The 17,223-nt window shown below is 37.4% G+C and carries 12 protein-coding genes; 8 read left to right on the top strand and 4 right to left on the bottom strand.

From position 1 onward, the window contains the following. Window positions 1-38 precede the first annotated feature (38 nt). A complete protein-coding gene (locus CGC47_RS09740; RefSeq protein WP_041984899.1) occupies window positions 39-749 on the bottom strand; it encodes an AAA family ATPase in 711 nt (236 codons plus the stop codon). A gap of 126 nt (window positions 750-875) precedes the next feature. Between CGC47_RS09740 and CGC47_RS09735 the strand changes: the two genes are divergently transcribed. Next, complete coding sequence (locus CGC47_RS09735; RefSeq protein WP_095900397.1) at window positions 876-3,290, top strand: alpha-ketoacid dehydrogenase subunit alpha/beta; 2,415 nt, start codon at window positions 876-878, stop codon at window positions 3,288-3,290. 118 nt (window positions 3,291-3,408) lie between these two features. On the opposite strand, the gene CGC47_RS09730 is transcribed toward CGC47_RS09735, so the two are convergent. Genes CGC47_RS09730 through CGC47_RS09720 form a run of 3 tightly spaced genes read right to left on the bottom strand, consistent with a single transcriptional unit; the run spans window position 3,409 to window position 10,725 of the window. Next, window positions 3,409-4,719, bottom strand: a complete 1,311-nt coding sequence (locus CGC47_RS09730; protein ID WP_042001464.1) for a RagB/SusD family nutrient uptake outer membrane protein — start codon at window positions 4,717-4,719, stop codon at window positions 3,409-3,411. 12 nt (window positions 4,720-4,731) lie between these two features. Further along, window positions 4,732-8,091 carry a SusC/RagA family TonB-linked outer membrane protein gene (locus CGC47_RS09725; protein ID WP_042001462.1) on the bottom strand — a complete coding sequence of 1,120 codons (3,360 nt, stop codon included), beginning with the start codon at window positions 8,089-8,091 and terminating at the stop codon, window positions 4,732-4,734. 27 nt (window positions 8,092-8,118) lie between these two features. After that, on the bottom strand, window positions 8,119-10,725 hold the full coding sequence (locus CGC47_RS09720; RefSeq protein WP_082025340.1) for a zinc-dependent metalloprotease: 2,607 nt from the start codon (window positions 10,723-10,725) through the stop codon (window positions 8,119-8,121). 182 nt (window positions 10,726-10,907) lie between these two features. On the opposite strand from CGC47_RS09720, the gene pncA reads away from it, so the two are divergent. From pncA to CGC47_RS09685, 7 genes are all read left to right on the top strand, one after another. Beyond that, complete coding sequence (pncA, locus tag CGC47_RS09715) at window positions 10,908-11,501, top strand: bifunctional nicotinamidase/pyrazinamidase (RefSeq protein WP_041988327.1); 594 nt, start codon at window positions 10,908-10,910, stop codon at window positions 11,499-11,501. Between the two features lie 110 nt (window positions 11,502-11,611). After that, window positions 11,612-13,018: a S1C family serine protease gene (locus CGC47_RS09710; protein WP_042001457.1), complete on the top strand. Its 1,407-nt coding sequence runs from the start codon at window positions 11,612-11,614 to the stop codon at window positions 13,016-13,018. A gap of 65 nt (window positions 13,019-13,083) precedes the next feature. Then, window positions 13,084-13,557 (top strand): 23S rRNA (pseudouridine(1915)-N(3))-methyltransferase RlmH, encoded by a 474-nt coding sequence (gene rlmH / locus CGC47_RS09705; RefSeq protein ID WP_042001454.1) that lies wholly within the window; start codon window positions 13,084-13,086, stop codon window positions 13,555-13,557. Between the two features lie 109 nt (window positions 13,558-13,666). Next, window positions 13,667-15,091, top strand: coding sequence for an L-serine ammonia-lyase (locus CGC47_RS09700; protein ID WP_042001451.1), 1,425 nt, complete (start codon window positions 13,667-13,669; stop codon window positions 15,089-15,091). A 99-nt stretch (window positions 15,092-15,190) separates the two neighbouring features. Then, complete coding sequence (locus tag CGC47_RS09695; protein WP_042001448.1) at window positions 15,191-15,754, top strand: superoxide dismutase family protein; 564 nt, start codon at window positions 15,191-15,193, stop codon at window positions 15,752-15,754. Window positions 15,755-15,772: 18 nt separating this feature from the next. Next, window positions 15,773-16,141: a hypothetical protein gene (locus tag CGC47_RS09690; protein ID WP_013996646.1), complete on the top strand. Its 369-nt coding sequence runs from the start codon at window positions 15,773-15,775 to the stop codon at window positions 16,139-16,141. Window positions 16,142-16,384: 243 nt separating this feature from the next. Further along, complete coding sequence (locus tag CGC47_RS09685; RefSeq protein ID WP_042001445.1) at window positions 16,385-17,212, top strand: prephenate dehydratase; 828 nt, start codon at window positions 16,385-16,387, stop codon at window positions 17,210-17,212. The last annotated feature ends 11 nt before the right edge of the window (window positions 17,213-17,223 follow it).

The raw sequence follows: 17,223 nt of genomic DNA, 5'->3' as shown, positions 1-17,223 counted from the left end.
TTTAAAATTAAAGGGTAAATGTAACGATTTTTTTTCTATTATAAAATACCTTTTTCTAAATCATCTATAATTTGCCTTTTCACTTGAGTATGCACATAGTCTTTTACCTCTGCATAAGAAACATCATATTTACGGGCTACTTTTCTGTATTTTTCAGGAAAGGGAGTAAGAATTTGGTCATAATAAATATCTAATTGATGGGGTGTAGGCATTTCAAATTTCAGTTTGAGTTGAAAACGCCTAAGTAAGGCAAAATCAATAAAATCAATATGATTGGTGGCGCAAATCAGTAAACTTTGCTTGGGAAAATAATCAAAAAGCTGTATGATGGTATTAACTAATCGGCGCATTTCCCCTACATCACGTTCGTCATCGGTACGGCTTTTGCCTATTTGGTCAAATTCGTCCAGAAAAAGTACGGCTTTTTCCCGTTGCGCTTTATCAAAAACAGCTTTGATATTTTTGGAAGTTTCACCAATGCGCGAATGAACAATATTACTCAAATTCAAAATATAAATAGGTCTATCTAATTTTTTTGCGAGTGCTTTAGCGGTGGTGGTCTTGCCACATCCAGAAGCCCCGTGAAGTAATATTTTATTGTCTACGTGTAGATTATATTTTTCCAAGTACTCTATATACTTATGCTCTTTAACGAGTTGTATCAGCGTTTCTTTATTGAATTCAGATAAATGAATATCTTCAAAATCAATATATTCCTTATCGTTAATAACAAAATCGGTGGTCATCATAGCTTTCTAAAAACAAAAAGATAATTCTAGAGGCAAAGATAATTTTTTTATTGTTTACAAAGGAAGTTGATTGGTAAGATGTTTTTTTTTTCTATCTTTGGAAACTATATTTTGAGATTTTTTATGATGAAGCAAGAAGACGATATTTTGAAGGATTTATCTTTTGAAGAATTTAAAAAAAATGTTCTGGAAGATTATAAAACGGCACTTATCAGTCGGGAATGTAGTCTTTTGGGGCGTCGGGAAGTGCTAACTGGAAAAGCCAAGTTCGGCATTTTTGGCGACGGAAAGGAAGTACCTCAATTGGCTATGGCAAGAGCTTTTCAAAATGGTGATTTTCGTAGCGGTTACTATCGCGACCAAACCTTTATGATGGCTATCGGTGCTTTTACCATTGAAAATTTCTTTGCTGGGCTGTATGCACATACTGATTTGGAGGCGGACCCCACCAGCGCTGGTCGGCAAATGGGGGGGCATTTTGCTACTCACAGTTTAGACCAACACGGAAATTGGAAAAATCTACTCAAGCAAAAGAATAGTAGCAGTGATATTTCGCCCACAGCAGGGCAAATGCCTCGTTTGTTGGGACTTGCACAAGCCTCTAAAATATATCGGGAAGTTCCTGAAACACAAAAAGAAGGATTTTCCGATAACGGAAATGAAGTCGCTTGGGGAACCATCGGTAACGCCAGTACCAGCGAGGGGCATTTCTTCGAAGCATTCAACGCCGCAGGAGTAATGCAAATCCCTATGGTTATTTCTGTTTGGGACGATGAGTACGGCATTTCCGTCCCTGCAAAATATCAAACCACCAAAGAGAATATTTCTGAAATTCTAAAAGGATTTCAACGAGACGAAAATAGTAAGGGATACGAAATTTTTACCGTAAATGGTTGGGACTACCCTGCTCTAATTCAAGTATATGAAAAAGCAGGTAACATCGCTCGTACCCAACACGTACCCGTACTTATTCACGTAAAGGAGCTTACCCAACCTCAAGGACACTCCACCTCAGGTTCTCACGAAAGGTACAAAAGTGCCGAGCGTTTGCAGTGGGAAAAAGAGTACGATTGTAATGCCAAAATGCGAGAATGGATTTTAGAGCAACATTTTGCTACTCCTGAACAATTAGAGACCTTAGAGAGCGAAGCTAAAAAAGCAGTCAGAGAAGGGAAAAAACGAGCTTGGGAAGCATACCTTAGTCCCATTTTGAATGAAAGAACACAACTCTGTGATATTTTAGATAATGCCGCACATCAGTCCTCTTCAAATCAAACTAAAATCAGTGAGATAAAAAGTAAATTGATGGCAGAAATAACGCCTTCACGAAAAGATATAGCGGGAGCTGCCCGTAAAGCGTTACGATTTATAAGCAGAGAAAATATCCCTGCGGTGATTTTACTACGCAATTGGCTTAATAAATACCTTGAAGAAACACAATTCAAATATAGTAGCTACTTGTATTTGGAGAATGACAAACGCCCAGAGCTCGTGCAAGAAATCAAACCTCAATATGAGGAAAATGACCAATGGGTGGACGGACGCATCGTACTGCGCGAAAATTTCGACTTCTTACTGAATAAATACCCTAATTTGCTTATCTTTGGGGAAGATGCAGGAAATATTGGCGATGTAAATCAAGGTCTGGAAGGATTACAAAAAAAATACGGTGAATTGCGCGTAGCTGATGCTGGTATCCGTGAGGCTACTATTATCGGACAAGGTATTGGTATGGCAATGAGAGGATTACGTCCTATTGCTGAAATTCAATATCTAGATTATATCTTGTATTGTACTCAAATTATGAGTGATGACCTCGCCACGCTACACTATCGTACTTTTGGCAGACAAGTCGCTCCGCTTATCGTACGTACACGAGGACATCGTTTAGAAGGTATCTGGCACGCAGGTTCGCATATGGGGGCCTTGTTGCATTTACTCAGAGGTGTACACATTTTAGTACCTCGTAATATGACTCAAGCCGCTGGTTTCTATAATACCCTTATGGAATGCGAACAACCCGCTTTGGTAGTAGAGTGCTTAAACGGCTATCGCTTAAAAGAAAAATTACCCGTGAATTTGGGCGAATTTAAAACTCCGGTTGGAGTGATTGAAACCTTACGAGAAGGTAATGACATTACGTTGGTTTCGTATGGCTCAACGCTCCGTATTGTAAACCAAGTGGCTGAAGAATTAAGCGAATTTGGCATTGAAGCAGAAGTTATTGATGTACAATCACTGATTCCGTTCGATTTGAATCACGATATTGTAAAAAGTATTGCAAAAACCAACCGCCTATTAGTCATTGACGAAGATGTGCCTGGAGGTGCCTCTGCCTACATCTTACAAAAGATTCTAGAAGAACAAAACGCATATCAATTTTTAGATAGTGCTCCGCAAACGCTTTCAGCAAAAGACCATCGCCCTGCTTATGCCTCTGACGGTGATTATTTCTCAAAGCCCAATGCTGAGGATATTTTTGAAAAAGTGTACGCCATTATGCACGAAGTTAATCCTAATAAATATCCGAAACTGCGATAGAATAAAAATTTATAAAAAAGCGCCCTTGTTTGATTTACAACAAGGGCGTTTTGAATTATACTTCTTGTATTATGAAATATCCTAAAAGATAAGAAATCTCTCAGTAGATACAATTAAGCTATAGCTTAGGATTATTCTCAATAGCTTCTTTTGGAAAAGGCAATGTATAGCGCGGGTCATTGGCTTTCAAAGTATATGTTTTTCCTTGGAAGGTATGAATTATTTCTTTTTGGTTAGCACGGCGCAAATCGAACCATCGGTGTCCTTCAAAAGCCAACTCTCTGGCACGTTCGTTGCGTATTTCTGCAATCAAATCGGTTGAAGTGAGTGCTTGTATTTGAGCTTCAATGGTTGGAAAATCAGCTGTTTTGTAACGTTTTTTAAGCAAAATCAACAATGTTTGCCGAGCCTTATTTTCATCTCCTAAAATAGCTAAAGCCTCTGCTTTGTTTAGGTATTGCTCTGCCGTACGAAATGAGCATTTGTATTGATCCCTTCCTGCTTTTTGTACCAAATGTTTTCCCGAATTTTCGGAAAAGTATAGGGCAAAACGCCAGTCTTTATTAGTATCGTACAAATCTACAAATTCATCAGCTACAAAAGAAGCGTTTTGTAATTGATTGGTAAAGGGGTTTTCTAAAGCCAACAAAGATTCTTCGCCATCAAAGGCAGAGGGCATCTGTTGTTTTTGGTTCAAATCAATAATAGCATCATTAATAGCAAGACTTTTGTCAGCAAATGCAATTGATTTTTCATATGCTCCCATATAAAGATACACTCTCGAAGCAAAAGCGTACAATGATGCTTTCGAAAAGCGATAGTTCAATCCTTTTTCCTGCTGGTCTACCTGCATCAATTGTTCAGAATGAGCAATATCCGACAAAATTTGTTCATAAACCTTCTCCACAGAGGCTTTGGGAAATTCTTTCTCCAAATCTACCGTCAAAGCCAAAGGTACTCCATTATCCGTACTTGCTGTATTTTTATTATAGGGCTTAGCGTATAGGTTTACCAAATTGAAATGATTATAGGCTCTTAGAGCATAGGCCTCAGCAAGAATTTGTTGTTTTTGAGAGGATTCTGGCATTCGTTTTGCTCCCGAAATAAGGGTTTCGTTGGTATAAAAAATGGATTGGTAAAAAGCCTCGTAAGGGAACGTTTTAGTTTGCAAATCAGTAATTACATCTTCCCAAATATAAATGTTCTTGTATTGAGCGAAATCATCACTATTCTCATTGGCTTTCAGCTCATCAGTACGAAAGGCAACGTCTGACTTATAGGTGGGTACGGAACGGTATCCCGAATTGAGTAATTGGCGAAATTCTTCCGTAGACTGCGGAATGACTTTTCCTTTGGGTTCGATATCCAAAAATTTGTCACAACTTATCGCTGTAACTGACAAAGCTATTATAAAAAATATACGTTTCATAGTTTTATTTTTTTAAAATGAAAGATTAAGCCCAACGGTAAGCGATTTTGCCAATGGTTGTGCATAAATATTACCATAAGTTTCCGGGTCGAAGAATCCTGAATAATCGGTGCTGAGTACCATTAAATTACGACCCTCAATACTCAAACGGAAATTATCAAAACCAATTCTTTTGCTGAATTCTTGCGGAAGTGTATATCCTAATCGGATACTCGAAATACGCAAATAATTCATTTGTTTGACCCAAGTATCCAACGAAGCGATGGTATTCATTCCGTAGGTAGCATCACTACCAGAGAGCCACTTATAGGCCATCCAGTCATCACCTGTCAAGGTACTCTGACCGATAATGCGAGGCATATGGGTTTGCTGATCGTCAGACGTCCAAGCGTTCAAAACATCTCTAGAATAATTTAACCCTCTATCAATTTGTGCTGGATTATAAGGCGCTGTACGTACCATAGTTTGTTCCAGATTGAAGTTAGCATTTATGGTCAAGTCAATATTTCCGTAACGGAATGTATTGATAATTCCTCCGCTGAATTTGGGGTCTCGATCTCCCATAAAGGTATATAATTCACGTATTTCTTTGGGAGTGAGTTTACTCTCTGTCATCTCACCAGGTAGGAACAACTCCCAAGGATCGTACAATTTGAAATGCTCAATAATGGAGGTTGATTTGCCTTCTTTGTCAATAAATTGAGGCAATCCGTTAGCGTCTAATCCGTTGGTTTTTAGCGCAAAAATAGCATTTACTGGTAATCCTTCCCGTGAAGGCATTCTGTCGTTTTCTTTCACTTGTATTCTATCCACGTGGCTTTTATTGTGAGAGAAACTAATAGTTGTCTTCCAATCGAAATTATCGGTTTTTATATTTTGAGTAGATAACGATATCTCGTATCCTTTATTGCTTACTTGTGCCCAATTGACGTTAGTTGAGTTAAATCCATTTTCAAGTGGAAGCGCTCGTAATCCAATCAGGTCAGTACTTTTTCTTTGATACCAATCACCCGCCAAACGGATACGATTGTTGAAAAATCCGGCATCGAAACCAACGTTGTAATTTTCGGTTTTTTCCCAACGGAGTTTATTATTCGGCGGAGAAGTTACATTGATAGTACTTTGGTTGTACCCAGGCAAAAAGGCGTGATTTTGGTAGTTCCCAACTACAAAAGGCGAAGTATTTTTATCGATATTTCCTTGAAATCCGTAAGAGGCTCTCAAACGCAAGTACGGAACAAAGGTATTGTCTTTAAGAAAACTTTCTTCCGAAACTAACCAAGAGCCTGATAACGACCATAGTGGCAAGTAACGATACTTAGGGTCAACTCCAAAGAGGTTCGAGCCATCGGAACGTAAACTACCAAATATGGTGTACTTGCGATTGTACGTATAAGAGCCTGTTGCATAGAATGATACAAAAGCATTCTCGTTATCGTTTTTCAAATAAGTACGATATAGAGAGCTATTAGCATTGTCGCTATTGTTGAAAACAATGCCTTGTGTGGTTAGATTTTTTTCATTAAACCCGAACCCTTTGGTATGAACTCCAATTACTTGGTTATAACGAAGTTCTGACCCTACAAGCAAATCTATCTCGTGTAAGTTATTAAAAATCAACGCATATTGAAGCGTGTTTTTCCAATTGTATTGGAAGAAATCAGTGTTCCAGTTCTGGATAATTCCGCCCTCGGGTAAGAAGTATTTATAGGTTCGTGTACTTGAATCATAGTAACGTGATGATTCTCTGTATTTTCGAGTAAAATAGGTTTCCTTATTGGCAAATTTTTCAGTTTTATCTTGGTCTCTTTGCAATCCGAATTGAGAAACAAAAGTAAGGTTATTCCATATTTTGTACTCCAAATCTAAGATGGCTTTTAGCGACAAGTTTTTCAATGTATAAGCTGTATTTTGTCGCTCTTGAAGCAAGTTGAAAGGCACGTAACGGTCGCTATATCCCTGAATATCTTTATCAAAGGCAAAGTGTCCTTTTTCGTCATAAGGAAAGAAATACGGATTGACATCACGTGAGTAGTTCGACGGATTGGTAAAGCGGTCTGTATCTGACAAATACGATTCCTTGTCGGTTTGCGATGCTAATACTGAAGTACCGATTTTGAATTTATCCGTAATACGGAACGTATTGTTCAGCGACAAATTGTACCGCTGAAATCCTGTTCCTGTGGTGGTTCCTTCCTCATCGTAATATCCCAAAGAGAAGTAATAATCATTTTGGTCATTTCCTCCCGAAATACTTGCCGTATATTGTTTATTGAACGCATTTCGATATAATAATTTGTCCCAATGAGCATTGCCATCACGCAAAGCGTTTATTGCTTGTTGGGTTTGCGTAGGAAGAGCAGAAAATCCTTGATTTTGGTACGTATCGTAAGCGTTATCTTGTTTCAAAATACGTGCAATCGCTCCTTTATCGTTACGATAAGTTAAATCTTTTCGAGAAGCTAAGTAGAGTTCAAAATCTACTTTTTCGTTAGCGTTCATCAAGTTTAATTTATCAAAATCAGGGCGTTGTGTCACAAAGGTATTTGCCGAAATATTGATTTTCATATTTCCCTTTTTACCCTTTTTAGTTGTTACCACAATTACGCCATTGGCAGCCCTTGCTCCGTAAATGGCAGTAGCGGCAGCATCTTTGAGAATAGTAATATCTTGAATATCATCAGGATTTATCCCTGCTATGGAGTAATTTTTGAGTTCGTCAATGTTACCTTTGGTAAGGTCTGGGGCTTCGTTTCCTTCCAGAGGAAGTCCGTCAACCACCCAAAGAGGGTCTTGTGAGCCACTAAGTGAAGCTGTGCCACGGATACGTATTTTGGCAAGTTCGCCAGGGGCACCGCTTCCTACGGTGGTTACCATACCTGCAACTTGCCCTTGCAGAAGTTGATCAATACTAGCCACTCCGGCTTGTATAATGTCTTTGCTATCAACCTTTACTACTGCCGAAGTGAGTTTGCGTTTTTCAATTTTCTGATATCCCGTAACTACGACTTCTTGCAAGGCATTGGTTTCTTCTTCCAAAGCAATGTTATAATGATTTTTTGCTTCGGATAGGGTAATGATTTTAGTTTCAAACCCAATAAAACTTACTGCCAATTGTTTGGTTCCTTGGGGTACCGAAATGGTAAAGTTTCCATCAAAATCGGCAACTACACCAATTCCCACACTTTCCAGAATTCCTTTTACTGCCGTTTCGCTTGTAACGACCTTCGAAGGGATAAATACAGAGGCTCCTGGCAAAGGCATCTTATCGGAAGATGAAGTTACATTCCCAGTAATGATACGTTCGTTTTGTCCATAGGCTACACCTGCAAAAAGAACGATGGTACAAATAAAATGTTGAATAAATTTCATTATTATTTATGATTGACTTTATTAAAATTATTTTCCTAATTCTTGTTCAATGCGTATGATAAGATCTTGATAATGAGCTTTGGTAGATTTATCTCCTCCTTTCCCTTTGATCATTTTGAGAATGGTTCTCAGCTCTTGTCTTTTAAGGGAGGTCACTTCTGAAACTCTTTTCATTGAACTGAAATTGATTGCATTCAGGTGAGTATCATTGCAACTATGCCCACACCGATGTGCGTTATTTTCGGGTTCAATTAGTGTTTTTTTACTAGTTTTTTCAAATAGTTTTTGAATAGAAATGATAAGCCCATCAACGTAGTTCTTTTGTGTCATTCTTTCCAAAACCGAAAGTGATTTCCTTTTTCGAGTTTTGGCAAAAATGTGATTTCGGACATCCGCAAAAAGTTCCTCAACCGAATATGTTTTCTCCTGTTCAGAGGTTACCCATTCAGCCTCCATCAATCGTAACAGACGCTCATCATCAAAGACTTCGTATAGTATAGCATACTGATATTCACGAGCTAAAGCATAAGCCGAAGTCTCATAATTGCCTATCGGGGTATCTTTTATCGGATAGGTTTTTTCTAATATTTCTTTGTTGAAGAAAAGCCATTGCGGAATGCTAAAAACGTTTTTGTTCAAGTAATCTACGGCTTGTTTCTGCAAGTGATAAGGTACAGCTTGATAATTTTTTTGCCCATCTGCAAAAACCATATTGTTTAGATACATCCCTCCTATATTACTCAAAACGTGTCGGTTATACAATTGCCATTGGTTGATGATTTCCGTATAAAGTTTTCCAGTTTTGTAATAATTTTGGTTCTCTTGGGCGGTCCATTCCAATAGGTGATTTAGCACAAATTGCAAGTTTTTGAGTCCGTATTCACTTGCTTTTACTGAATTGTCTCCTAAGTCCTCCGATTGCGAACGAGGGTCTATTACATTTTGAGAATTTTGTTGTTCTCCGTAGAAGTATAGCGGATTTTGGCAATGCTCATCAACGAATTTGCGAAGGGTAGCGTAGGCTTTTTCTTCATCAGGAAACCACCGATACCCCCACTCAATAGCATACTTGTCGTATTCTCCTATTTCGGGATTGAGGGCTGGTACATTGTCCTGCGGTTGGGCTACGTAATTGTACCGAGCATAATCCATTATTGAGGTAGAAATTCCGTTTTTCTTGATGAAAGAAGCCGAGCGGAGCGAGTCCACGGCATAGGCATACGAGGCGCCCATATTGTGTTTCAGCCCAAGAGTATGCCCTATTTCGTGAGAAGATACAAATCGGATAGATTCTCCCATTTGCTCATCATCAAACTGATTGCTACGTACTTTGGGGTTAGAAGCTCCCGTTTGTACACGCATCCAATTATGCAAAATAGCCATAACGTTATGCCACCAAATAACATCTGATTCTATAATTTCGCCACTGCGAGGGTCAACCACCGAAGGTCCCATAGCATTAGCTTTGGGGGAGGCAACATAAGTTATACTAGAATAACGCACATCGTCGATATCAAAATTCGTATCGTTTTTGTCGACTTCTTTTGCCATAATCGCATTTTTGAACCCAGCTCTTTCAAAGGCTTTGTTCCAATCGTTCACCCCTTGTATGATGTATTTTCGCCATTTTTTTGGGGTAGCGGGGTCTATATAAAAAACAATAGGTTTTTGAGGTTCTACCAATTCGCCTCTAAGATAATTATCTATTTGATGCAGATGAGGTTCTATACGCCAACGAGTTACAATTTTTCTTTTTTCCAAAGCGTGTTGTTCGTCGTTGAAAAACCAACGTTTTTGAGTGAAATACCCTACGCGTTCGTCTTCAAAACGAGGTTTCATTGGCTCTTTGGGTAATAGTACCAAGTTGCTGGTAACACCTATTGTAATAGGCACATTACCACCTCCTTCGTTTACCGATGTACTAAGGTCGGCACGTACCACAATATTTTCAGGAAAACTTTTCATTGAGCGGATAAAAGAAAGGCTTGATTTGACGGCTCCTCCTAATCCTGTATGAGTTAGCACATCATTAAAACTTTTTTCTTTTCCGTCGAAGACTTTATTCACCTTAACCACAACTGCTGTAGAATCAGTATTATAGGTATGAATATCAAAAAACTCCAAAACCGAAAGACCAAAATTATCTTGAACTGATTGTGTAATAGCGTCTTCCTTCGGAGAAGAAATCATCGGTTCGTGTGTCTTTACCCAGAGTTTTTTTGATAAAGTATCTTTCTCAAAAACAATGATTTTGTTCTCAAAATTCATTCCTTTGTTTATCCCTGCTTCGTTGAGTTGCATCGGAACTTGCGATATTTTATTGACAATCATAAATTCCCTGTCGAGCAACGCATTGGGAATTTCAAAGTAATAGTCATTGCCTTTACGTATCACGTTGAACATTCCTTTACTTACCGAAGCTTTGTTTAACAAATCTTGATATGCCTTTTCTTTTTGGGTTTGTGTAGAATCCTTTTTTGAGAGTTCATTCTTTTGTACTCCACTTTTTTTAGCTACTTGAGCAAAAACAAAAAAATTAACAAAAAACAAAAAAAATGTTAACAAAAATCTTTTCCTTACAATCATTTTATTCTTACTACTTTTAAAAGACTGCAAAAATAGCAAATTAAACATACTTCAATGCAAAATAATTTCAAAAAAATACTTTTAGGTATGTTTTTTCGCTGTGATGCTTAAATTTATAACAAAAAACATATGATTACCCTTCTTTTAAAACAAAAAAATATCTTATTGAAAAGCATTTCTGTGATGTTTTAACATTTTTACTATCTTTGGCTTTGAATAAAAAACGTTTTATGAAAGCACTAATTTTAATTGATATTCAGAATGATTTTATGCCAGGAGGAGCTTTAGCTGTTAGCCAAGGCGATGAAATTATTCCTTTTGTTAATGACGCTATACAATCTGACTATGATTTGGTGGTAGCTACACAAGATTGGCATCCTTTAAGTCACAAGAGTTTTGCCTCAAATCATAAAGACAAAAAGGTATTCGATATCATTGATTTACACGGAATAAAACAGGTACTTTGGCCTAATCATTGCGTACAAGGAACTTCTGGTGCCGATTTGCATCCGCAATTGCAGACTGAAAAAATAGAGGCTATCTTCCGTAAGGGTACAAATTTAGAAATTGACAGCTACAGCGCTTTTTTTGATAACAATCGAAAAAATAGTACAGGACTACACGGCTATTTACAAGAAAAAGGTATAAAATCACTCACTTTTTGTGGTTTAGCTGGTGATTTTTGTGTTGCATACAGTGTAAATGACGCACTTTCGTTAGGATATGAAGTTCGTTTACTACAAGCCGCTATACGCTCTATTTCTGTGCAAACGTATGCTGAATATGTCAAAACTTGGAAATCAAAAGGCGTACAATTCATTTAACTAAACTTATTTTTCTGTTAAAATATCGTGACAAATTCATCTTTGGCTTATATTTTGATGCAGAAAATTCCGAATTAAAATAAGTTTAACTTGTAATTTTTTAAAGAAATATGAAGAAATATGTAGCAAGTGTATTCACTGCCGTTTTAGGAGGAATACTAACATTAGGAGGATACAAATTATTTCTTGAAAAAAAAGAAATACACTCCATCGAAAATTCAAATCAGCAACCGCAATTGGTAAGTACAAACTTCTCCAAAACAGCTGCTACGTTTGAATTTAGCGAAAATAGTTTTGTTGAAGCAGCTAACAAAACTGTTAATAGTGTGGTACACGTTAAAAATGTATCCACATCAAAAGGTCCAATGTCTCTTTTAGATTTGATGTACGGAGGAAGCGGAAAGCAAACACAAATAGGCACAGGCTCTGGAGTTATTATCACTCCTGACGGCTATATTGTTACTAATAATCACGTAATTGCAAACTCCACAAGTTTAGAAGTTACCCTAAATAACAACAAGTCGTACCCCGCAAAGTTAATAGGAACCGATGTTTCTTCGGATATTGCTTTATTGAAAATTGACACAGAGGAGCAACTTCCTTTTTTAACCTTTGCCGATTCGGACAATACTCAAATCGGTGAGTGGGTACTTGCTGTAGGAAATCCTTTTAACCTAAATTCAACAGTAACTGCTGGAATTATAAGTGCTAAAGCCCGAAATATCAGCCAAAACATTTCTGATAAAGTCGAATCTTTTATTCAAACAGATGCTGCTGTAAATCAAGGAAATAGCGGAGGTGCTTTAGTAAATTTGAAGGGCGACCTTATCGGAATAAACACTGCAATAACCTCTACCACAGGTTCTTACGTAGGATATTCTTTTGCTGTACCTAGTAACATTGCCAAAAAAGTAGTGGAAGACCTTATTGAGTACGGAAACGTTCAAAAAGGGGTTCTGGGTGTTCGAGGTACCGAATTAAACTCAGAAAGTGCTGAAAAATTAGGCATCAAACAAACTGAGGGCTTCTATGTAGATTCGGTTGAAGATGACTCGGGAGCCGCAAATGCTGGAATACAAAAAGGTGACGTAATTAAGCAAATTGATAACGTACGTATTCATAAATTTTCAGATTTGACGGGTTATATCGCCTCTAAACGTCCTGGAGATGTGCTTAAAGTATTGTTCGAACGTAATGCAAAAGAAAAAACAGTAAACATTACTTTGCAAAAAAATGCAACTTACATTATAAATTCATTAGGACTTGAAGTTAAAAATCTGTCCGATAAAGATAAATCCACTTTTAAAACCAAAAAAGGAGTAAAAATCACAGGTGCTTCCCAATTTTATGAATTCCATAATGTTAAAATGACAGGAAAAGTGCTTTTATCAGTAAACGGAAATACATTTAAAGATGTTGATGAACTTAAAAACATACTTTCTCAACTTTCCTCTAATCAGCGAAATTCGTTAGAATTGCTTAATGAAAAGGGCGAAAAAGAACGTTTTTTCTTCTAAAGTCAAGTAAAAATGTCAGAAAAAAGGAGTAGTTTTGTGCTACTCCTTTTTTTATTGTTAAAAATATGAATATCAAACTCATTGCTATTGGTAAGACTGATAACAAAATATTACAAGACCTCATCAATGATTACCAAAAACGACTTTCTTATTACATCAATTTTGATTTTCAAATCATATCCGACATTAAAAATAGTAAAACGCTATCGGAAACCCAGCAGAAAATTAAAGAAGGTGAGTTAATCTTAAAACAAATTGAAAATCAACACGATTTAATTCTTCTAGACGAACGTGGAAAAGAATTTTCTTCGGTGGGTTTTGCTGATTTCCTCCAAAAAAAGATGAATACGGGAACCAAACAGCTAACCTTCGTCATTGGTGGTCCTTACGGATTTTCGCAAGACGTGTACGCAAGGGCTAATGCTCAAATTTCGCTCTCTAAAATGACCTTTTCACACCAAATGATTCGTCCGTTTTTCATTGAACAACTCTATCGCGGATTTACCATTTTACGAGGAGAACCTTATCACCATCAGTAAATTAAAGTCATTAAGAATAAAACCAAAAATGAATATTCTTGAACTTACGCATTTTAAAAGCATTTTTTCTATATTTGTGATTCGTTAAAAAAGATTTAAAATTACAGCAATGGGGCAATGTATCAGCGTATTTGATATGCTAAAAATCGGAGTAGGACCTTCCAGTTCGCACACATTAGGACCGTGGCGAGCTGCCGAAGCCTTTTTAAGAGAGTTAAGAGAGAAACAATACTTTACAAAAACCCAAATCCTAAAAGTAGATTTGTTTGGTTCACTTTCCTTAACAGGGAAGGGACACGCAACCGATTTGGCTGTGATGCTCGGGCTAAGCGGAGCCGACCCCGAGTACGTACCTATTGAAAGCCTTAATGTTACCATTGCTGCAATTCATAACAATAAGGAAATTTATTTGGGTAACGAGCGTATTATTGCTTTTGACCCCGAAACGGATATTGTTTTCAATCGAAATTTTTTACCTTTCCACGCTAACGGAATTGCTTTTACTGCTTTTGGAAACGATTTTGAATATCATTCCACTTTTTATTCCATCGGGGGCGGATTTATCATAAAAGAAGACGATTCTTCACAGGAGGTTTTACATCAGCAAAAATCACATTTTCCCTTCCCTATTGAAAAAGCTACGGAGTTATTGGAATATTGCCGTTCGCAACAAAAGAAAATATCGGAAATTGTATTGGAAAACGAAAAATCGTTACGCAACGAATCGGAAATACACCACGAATTATTACGCATTTGGGAAACAATGCTTGAGTGTATGTACATTGGTTGTCATACTGAGGGCGTACTCCCTGGCGGATTAAATGTTCGCCGACGGGCATACGACATACACAAAAATCTCATCGGGGTAGTTACTTATCAAAACCCAAAAGAATGGATTGAATCCATCAAAAAAACGGAAGTAAAATTCCGACAAATCCTCAAATGGGTGAGTTGTTTTTCACTGGCAGTCAACGAAGTAAATGCTTCTTTAGGCAGGGTTGTTACTGCTCCGACCAATGGCAGTGCAGGAGTAATTCCTGCCGTGCTGATGTATTATCTGACCATTGAAAACCATAACGCTAATGAAAAGCAAATCAAACAATTCCTTTTAGTTGCTGGTGAAATAGGCAGTTTGTTTAAGAAAGGGGCTACCATTTCTGCCGCTATGGGCGGATGTCAGGCTGAAATTGGAGTTTCATCAGCTATGGCAGCTGCCGGATTATGTGAGCTAATGGGCGGCTCACCCGAACAAGTACTTATCGCTGCCGAAATTGCAATGGAACATCATCTAGGACTTACCTGCGACCCGATTGGCGGACTGGTACAAGTGCCCTGCATTGAACGTAATGCTATGGGCGCAATAAAAGCCATAAATGCAGCCGAATTGGCAGTCGAAACCGACCCTAAAAACGCTAAAGTACCCCTTGACAAAGTTATCAATACTATGTGGGAAACAGCCAAAGATATGCATTCCAAGTATAAAGAAACCTCAGAAGGCGGATTGGCAGTTGCAGTCAATCTTTCCGATTGTTAGACAACTTTTGCACTAAAATTCAAAAAATCACCCAAATTCAAAGCCCTTTTGTTTATTTTTTTATACTTTTGGGAAATCAATTAAAAAAACATAATTTCTATGAAAAGATTTTTAGTATTAGGACTCGTTTTTATGGCATTAGGTTGCAAACAAACCAAAAAGCAACCCAATAATGCTGAAATGATTTCGGATAGCCAAAAAATGGCTACAGAAAAAACCCTTACCGTAGCTTTGACTCCAAAAAGTGACTCAAATGTATCAGGAACAGCCGTATTCACACAAAAAGGCGACAAAGTGATGCTAACCGTTCACGTTTCGGGGTTAACCGCAGGCGAACACGCCATTCACTTACACGAAAAGGCAGATTGCTCCTCTGCCGACGGAACCTCTACCGGTGGGCATTGGAATCCTACCTTTGAAAATCACGGAAAATGGGGAGCTCCAGAAGGGTTTCATCGAGGTGATATTGGAAATTTAACCGCTGACGAAAACGGAAATGCACATTTAGAATTCGAAACCGATTTGTGGTGCATTGGCTGTGATGACGACACAAAAAACATTTTAGGTAAAGCAGTTATTATTCACGCAGCAACTGATGATTTTGTAACACAACCTACAGGAAACGCTGGCGGACGTGTAAGTTGTGGTGGAATCATTGAGTAATTCCTAAAAAAGAAGACTATGAAAAAAGGAATCATTATAGGGATATTTGTATTGATCGCTGCATTGGGCGGATACATTTATTACAATTACTATTTCGTTTTTGGTGAAGGCGTAAAATCTGGATATTTGAACTATGCCGTTCATAAGGGTAATGTTTTCAAAACTTATGAAGGAAAACTCATTCAAGAAGGGTTCGGACGTGGTTCCACGGGGGTAATTACTAGTCACGAATTTGAATTTTCAATTGAAAATGAAGCTATTTTTAGTCAGCTAAAAGCTAATAGCGGTAAAAAATTCGATTTGCACTACAAAGAATACCACGGTGTACTTCCTTGGCGGGGAAATTCACGTTATGTAGTAGATAGTATTGTCAGTATTAAAGAATAAAATCAAAAAAAAACATTAAATTATTTGTTTTTTACATACGGTTTACTATATTTGTATTGATTTTTTCATAGCATGGACGTACTTAATACATACTTCGGTTTCTTTTACTATTACTTTTATTTCAAAAAATAAGAGCGAGGTTTTTTTAAGTATGTTGTTTAAAGATTTAAGGTTTAATAATTCAAGAAAAGTCTCGGGTAATAGCGGGGCTTTTTTTTATGTTTTGATATCATCAATTAAGATATGCAACAAAAAATAGCAATTCAAGGAATAAAAGGGTCGTTTCATTATCAGGCAGCTCAGGAATATTTCGGCAATCAAATTACGATTATTGAATGCAACTCCTTTGACAAAGTAGCCCAAAGTTTGCTTAAGAATGAAGCCGATTTGGGGGTAATGGCTATCGAAAATAGCATAGCAGGTTCCATTTTGCCTAATTATGCTCTCATTGACCGATTGAAACTCAATATTGTTGGAGAGCATTACATTGACATTCAGCAAAATTTGATGGCTATTTCAGGACAAGACCTCAACGACCTTAAAGAAGTTCACTCTCACCCGATGGCTCTACTACAATGTAAACAATTCTTTGAAAATTACCCACATATCAAATTGGTTGAAGATACCGATACGGCAAGTACTGCCCAACGTATTCATCAAAAACAACTTTTAGGAATTGGTGCAATCGGCTCAAAATCAGCAGCAGAATTGTACAATTTGGAGATTATTCGCCATAGTATCCAAACGATGAAAATCAATGCCACTCGCTTTGTAATACTGACCACAAAAGAGGAAAAAATAGACCGAAATCAGGTTAATAAAGCCTCTTTAAAATTTCAAGTGCACCACAAACGCGGAAGCCTCGCCACTGTTCTGAATGTAATCAGTGATTGCCGAATCAATATGACTAAAATTCAGTCACTTCCTGTGATTGAAACTCCTTGGAAATACGCCTTTTTTGTGGATATTGTATTTGAAAATTATGAAGATTTTGAAAAAGCAGAGAAATTATTATCCATTATGGCAGAGGATTTTAAAGTTTTAGGAATTTATAAAAATGCATTGATATAATTCATTCTAAA

It is taken from the genome of Capnocytophaga canimorsus (assembly GCF_002302565.1).
Classification (GTDB): Bacteria; Bacteroidota; Bacteroidia; order Flavobacteriales; family Flavobacteriaceae; genus Capnocytophaga; species Capnocytophaga canimorsus.
The sequence above is the reverse complement of the archived record's forward strand: the minus strand, read 5'-3'. Positions and strand labels throughout refer to the sequence as shown.

Excerpts from the sequence above, each read along its gene's own strand:
- CGC47_RS09740 (WP_041984899.1), bottom strand. The coding sequence starts at position 749 with ATGATGACCACCGATTTTGTTATTAACGATAAGGAATATATTGATTTT.
- CGC47_RS09735 (WP_095900397.1), top strand. The coding sequence starts at position 876 with ATGAAGCAAGAAGACGATATTTTGAAGGATTTATCTTTTGAAGAATTT.
- CGC47_RS09730 (WP_042001464.1), bottom strand. The coding sequence starts at position 4,719 with ATGAAACGTATATTTTTTATAATAGCTTTGTCAGTTACAGCGATAAGT.
- CGC47_RS09725 (WP_042001462.1), bottom strand. The coding sequence starts at position 8,091 with ATGAAATTTATTCAACATTTTATTTGTACCATCGTTCTTTTTGCAGGT.
- CGC47_RS09720 (WP_082025340.1), bottom strand. The coding sequence starts at position 10,725 with ATGTTTAATTTGCTATTTTTGCAGTCTTTTAAAAGTAGTAAGAATAAA.
- pncA (WP_041988327.1), top strand. The coding sequence starts at position 10,908 with ATGAAAGCACTAATTTTAATTGATATTCAGAATGATTTTATGCCAGGA.
- CGC47_RS09710 (WP_042001457.1), top strand. The coding sequence starts at position 11,612 with ATGAAGAAATATGTAGCAAGTGTATTCACTGCCGTTTTAGGAGGAATA.
- rlmH (WP_042001454.1), top strand. The coding sequence starts at position 13,084 with ATGAATATCAAACTCATTGCTATTGGTAAGACTGATAACAAAATATTA.
- CGC47_RS09700 (WP_042001451.1), top strand. The coding sequence starts at position 13,667 with ATGGGGCAATGTATCAGCGTATTTGATATGCTAAAAATCGGAGTAGGA.
- CGC47_RS09695 (WP_042001448.1), top strand. The coding sequence starts at position 15,191 with ATGAAAAGATTTTTAGTATTAGGACTCGTTTTTATGGCATTAGGTTGC.
- CGC47_RS09690 (WP_013996646.1), top strand. The coding sequence starts at position 15,773 with ATGAAAAAAGGAATCATTATAGGGATATTTGTATTGATCGCTGCATTG.
- CGC47_RS09685 (WP_042001445.1), top strand. The coding sequence starts at position 16,385 with ATGCAACAAAAAATAGCAATTCAAGGAATAAAAGGGTCGTTTCATTAT.